We start from the raw sequence: 5,310 nt of genomic DNA, 5'->3' as shown, positions 1-5,310 counted from the left end.
TAATGCAAAGCGGACGAGCTTAGACAATTGAGAAACGAATTGCAGAAGCAATCCGTGTGAACAAGAGGGGAACCTTTATCGACCTGGTTCCCCTCTCGATGATTTGTTCCGTTCAATTCGCTTCTCTGGCTGTAGGATGTCAGTTGCCGCCAGTCTGGTGATATTCCTGCGCGATCACGCGAAGCGCCAGCATCGATCGTGCCCCGGTGATTCCGCCGCCGAAATTCAATGTGACCGCTCAAATAAAGTCAAATAGTATAGCATAACCAGCGCATTCGCTGATACATTGGTACTAAACACGTACGATCAGGGGTAGTCCAGGGAAAAATCCACATCTGGAGTAGGTTCTTAGAGCTAAACGCTAAATGTGGATCTAAAGCGGTTATGATCGCGTACTCTAGACACAGCCTTTGTGGGGTTTGAGCAGCTATGTCCTTTGTTGGTCTGCATATTCACAGTGACTACAGCTTGTTAGACGGAGCTAGCCAGCTTCCCGATTTAGTGGAGCGAGCGGTAGAACTGAAGATGCCCGCGATCGCCCTGACCGATCACGGCGTCATGTATGGGGCGATCGAGTTGCTGAAAGAGTGCACCAGCAAAGGTGTCACGCCGATCATCGGCAACGAGATGTACATCATCAACGGTGACATCGAGAAGCAGGAACGCCGACCACGCTACCACCAGATTGTGCTGGCGAAGAACCAGGTAGGCTACAAGAATCTGGTCAAGCTGACCACCATTTCTCATCTCAAAGGCGTCCAGGGCAAAGGCATCTTTTCGCGTCCCTGCGTTAACAAAGAGTTGCTAACGCAATATCACGAGGGGCTAATCCTCACAAGTGCCTGCTTGGGCGGCGAAATTCCGCAGCAAATTCTGCAGGGCAGACCGGATGTCGCCCGCCGCACAGCGCAGTGGTACAAAGACCTGTTCGGCGGAGACTACTATCTAGAAATTCAGGACCACGGCTTGCCAGAAGAGCGAGTCGTCAATCCAGAGATCGTGCGAATTGCCCGCGAACTCGATATTAAACTGGTTGCCACCAACGATTCCCACTACATCTCCTGCTATGACGTTGAAGCGCACGATGCGCTGCTGTGTATTCAAACGGGCAAGCTGATTTCTGAGGACAAGCGACTGCGCTACACCGGGACCGAGTACCTGAAATCTGCCGAGGAAATGAGTCGGCTGTTTCGGGACCACCTGCCGCAGGACATTGTTCAGGAGGCGATCGCCAACACGCTGGAAGTCGCTGCCAAAATCGAGCCGTACACCATTTTGGGCGAGCCACGCATTCCCGACTATCCGGTTCCCGCTGGCTATACCGCAGACTCGTACCTGGAAATCGTCGCTTGGGAGGGCTTGCTGAAGCGACGCAACGCTCGATCGCGCGCTGACATCGACGCTACCTACCGCGATCGGCTGGACTACGAACTCAAAATGATGCAGCAGATGGGGTTCGCCACCTACTTCCTCGTGGTGTGGGACTACATTAAATATGCCCGCGATCACAGCATTCCAGTGGGTCCGGGACGCGGCTCGGCGGCGGGTTCTCTGGTTGCCTATGCGATGGGCATTACCAACATTGATCCGGTGCATCACGGCTTGCTGTTCGAGCGATTTCTCAATCCCGAACGCAAATCGATGCCGGATATTGACACAGACTTTTGTATCGATCGACGCGATGAGGTGATTCAGTACGTCACCCAGAAATACGGTTCCGAACGGGTTGCCCAAATCATCACCTACAACCGCATGACCTCAAAAGCGGTGCTGAAGGACACGGCGCGAGTGCTGGATATTCCTTACGGCGAAGCCGACAAAATGGCAAAGCTGATTCCAGTGTTTCGCGGCAAGCCGACGAAGCTGAAAGTGATGATTTCCAGCGAGACTCCGGCACCGGAGTTTAAGGAAAAGTACGACAAAGACCCCGCTGTGCGCCACTGGCTCGACATGGCAATGCGGATTGAAGGCACAAATAAGAGCGTCGGAATTCACGCGGCAGGCGTGGTGATCTCCTCGGAGCCGCTGGATGAAATTGTGCCGCTTCAGCGCAACGCCGATGGTGCCGTGTTCACGCAGTACTTTATGGAGGATATCGAATCGCTGGGTTTGCTGAAAATGGACTTCCTGGGGCTGAAGAATCTAACGATGATTCAGAAGACGGTGGATCTGATTCAGCAGAGTCAGCAAGTTGCGATCGACCTCGACAATTTACCTCTTGACGATTTGGAAGCCTACAAGCTGCTGGGACGAGGCGAACTCGAAGGCATCTTCCAGCTTGAATCGTCGGGGATGCGACAAGTTGTGCGCGATCTGAAGCCGTCAGGTCTGGAAGACATTTCCTCGGTGCTTGCCCTCTACCGACCCGGCCCCCTCGATGCAGGACTAATTCCTAAGTTCATCAACCGTAAACACGGACGGGAGCAGATTGATTATGCTCATGAAATTCTGACGCCGATCTTGAATGAAACCTACGGAATTATGGTCTACCAAGAGCAAATCATGAAGATTGCTCAAGATATGGCGGGCTATTCGCTAGGTCAAGCGGATCTACTGCGGCGGGCGATGGGCAAGAAGAAAAAGTCTGAGATGGAAAAGCATCAGGAACTTTTCATTGAGGGTGCGGCAAAAAACGGCGTCAAGCCCAAAATAGCGGCTGAACTATTCGATCAAATGGTGCTATTTGCTGAATACTGCCTCAGCTATGACACCAAAGTCTTGACTGTCGAGTATGGAGCGCTTCCGATCGGTGAAATTGTTGAGAAGCAAATTCGCTGTAGCGTCTACAGTGTGGATGCCAATGGCTTTGTGTATTCGCAACCGATCGCCCAGTGGCACGATCGCGGCAATCAGGAAGTGTTTGAATACACGCTTGAAGATGGCTCAATTATTCGAGCGACGAATGATCACAAATTTATGACGACCACTGGGCAAATGTTGGCGATCGACGCCATCTTTAAACAAGGCTTGGATCTCCTTACTGTTGATATTCGTAGTCCTATTTACCTTTAGCTGAAGGCTGCCATGATTAATGCTGCACGACAAACGATCGATTGAGATTTTGCAAGATCCAACCAGCTTATCTGGAGAAACTGTTTTACCGGGATTCAGACTAGACTAGAGCCCGTTTTTCGTAAGCTTTGAGTTTACTATAGTGTGCAATATGGTCAAAATTATCAGTCGGAAATCATTGGGAATTCAGCCCGTTTTTGATATTGGTGTCGAGTCAGACGACCACAATTTTCTGCTAGAAAATGGCTGGGTTGCCTCCAACTGCTTCAACAAATCCCATTCCACTGCATATGGCTACGTCACTTACCAAACGGCGTATTTAAAAGCCAATTATCCGACTGAATACATGGCGGCGCTGCTAACAGCAAACAGCGGCGATCAGGACAAGGTGCAAAAATACATTGCCACCTGCATCAGCATGGGCATTCAGGTAGAGCCACCGGATATTAACCGCTCTGGTGTGGACTTTACACCCTTGGGCAATACGATTCTGTTTGGGCTGTCTGCTGTGCGGAACGTGGGCATGGGTCCGGTCGAGTGCCTTTTGGCAGCGCGAGACGCTGGCGGACCGTTTAAGTCGCTGGCAGACTTGTGTGATCGCGTCGATCTGCGCAGCGTCAACCGTCGCGCCTTGGAAGCCTTGATTTACTCGGGCGCGTTTGACCACTTGCAAACCAACGCGAACCGCAATCAGCTAATCCAGGATTTGGATCTAGTTTTAGACTGGGCGCAGTCGCGAGCGAAAGATCGAGCCAGTGGGCAAGGCAGCTTGTTTGACTTGTTTGGCGGCGCGAAACAGGCGTCCAGCTTCGAGCTAGCCCCCAAAGCGCCTTCGGTTCCCGAATTCTCTCAGCAGGAGCGTTTGCGTCTGGAGAAAGAGATTTTGGGCTTCTACATTTCTGACCATCCGCTAAAAGCGGTGCGTCAAGCGGCTCAGGTTCTTGCGCCGATTAGCCTCAGCGATCTAGCCGATTACGAAGGCTCGATCGTCAGCGCGATCGTCATGCTGACCAGCGTTAAGCCTGTGACCACGAAGAAGCAAGACCGCATGGCGATTATTCAAATCGAAGACCTGACCGGACAAACCGAAGCCGTCGTGTTTCCTAAAGCGTTTGAACGCATTGGAGCGCACATTGAGCCGGATGCGCGACTGATGGTGTGGGGCAAGGTAGACCGCCGCGATGACCAATTGCAATTCATCATTGAAGATGCAGAGCCGATCGATCGAGTCCGCATGGTGATGGTGGAACTGAGCCCCCGCCTCGCTCGCGACATCGAACAGCAGCATCGCTTGCGATCGGTGATTTTGCAGCAGCGCGGCGAGGACGACAAAGCAAAAGTGCCCGTGGTGGCGATCGTCCGCGCCGAAGACAAACAGCATTTCGTTCGCTTTGGGCGGCAGTTTCATGTACAGGACCATCAAGCAGCCGTGACGGCGCTGGTCAGCGCTGGATTTCAGGCGCGGGCCTCTTCACTGACGCGAGCGTGATTCGGAATTGGAGTTTGGCGTACCGTAGACTATCCGGGTTCTCCGGTTGCATTTAGAAAAGTAAGGGTATCGGATGTATCCCTGCCCACGGCTAAGATAAAACAGAAGCAGCCGACTCGATCGCCCTGACCCGCCATGTCCCAATCTTTCTCGCCCAAACTCCCAGACTTTCTGCGCCAGCCAATTGTAGAGCGGGCTGTAGACGCTCTACGTCAGCCTACCGCGCTTGCAGCGATCGCCTCGTTGGGCGTTCACGGTCTGCTGGCGGTCACGCTGCCGCTGCTGCCTTCAGATCAGCCAGAAGAGGATGCGCAGCGGACGGTTGGAGTGGTTCAGCTAACTCCGGCTGAGCAGCAGCGCGTGCCTGAGGCGTCTACGCCATCTAGTGCCCTGCCAAATTCGCCGCGGTCGAGCCTACCGCCGCAATCGAGCCTATCGCCTCTGAGGCCGCTGCCACCCCTCGTGCCGCTGCCAGCACCGGATACTTCGCTCTACAACATTCCCATTCCGCCGCCGCTGAATCTGCCGCTGCCGCCTCCCATTCTCAACATTCCATTCCCCGACTTTTCGGCGCTGCCGCAGCCACCAAAGCCGAGTCCTCAGCCGCCGCCGAAGCCGTCGAACTCACCTAGCCCCGCGGCACCCACGGCTACCCCGTCGCCCGGAGGCAGTCCTTCATCTCCTCCGACACCAGGGTCTCCGACACCGGGTACTGCCACGCGCCCTCCGCTGACGCCAGAGCAAATCGCCGCGATTCGTCAGGACTGGGGACGTGTCCAGCAGGAGCGGGCGCAGGTAGAGCGCGATCG

At 54.1% G+C, this 5,310-nt stretch carries 2 protein-coding genes and 1 pseudogene; all 3 read left to right on the top strand.

The genetic code is table 11. The features are described from left to right. Positions 1 to 429: 429 nt before the first annotated feature. A complete protein-coding gene (locus H6F43_RS15405; RefSeq protein ID WP_190343611.1) occupies positions 430 to 3,012 on the top strand; it encodes a DNA polymerase III subunit alpha in 2,583 nt (860 codons plus the stop codon). A gap of 151 nt (positions 3,013 to 3,163) precedes the next feature. Continuing rightward, positions 3,164 to 4,501 carry an OB-fold nucleic acid binding domain-containing protein gene (locus H6F43_RS15400; protein ID WP_190343610.1) on the top strand — a complete coding sequence of 446 codons (1,338 nt, stop codon included), beginning with the start codon at positions 3,164 to 3,166 and terminating at the stop codon, positions 4,499 to 4,501. 135 nt (positions 4,502 to 4,636) lie between these two features. Next, positions 4,637 to 5,310: pseudogene (locus H6F43_RS15395) on the top strand (hypothetical protein); the annotation flags it as partial.

The sequence above is a fragment of the Leptolyngbya sp. FACHB-36 genome (assembly GCF_014695955.1).
Lineage (GTDB): Bacteria > Cyanobacteriota > Cyanobacteriia > Leptolyngbyales > Leptolyngbyaceae > FACHB-36.
Note: the sequence above shows the minus strand (reverse complement) of the source record. Positions and strands in the feature narration are given on the sequence as shown.

Bases quoted from the DNA above. Each gene is read 5' to 3' on its own strand.
- H6F43_RS15405 (WP_190343611.1), top strand. From the start codon at position 430: ATGTCCTTTGTTGGTCTGCATATTCACAGTGACTACAGCTTGTTAGAC.
- H6F43_RS15400 (WP_190343610.1), top strand. From the start codon at position 3,164: ATGGTCAAAATTATCAGTCGGAAATCATTGGGAATTCAGCCCGTTTTT.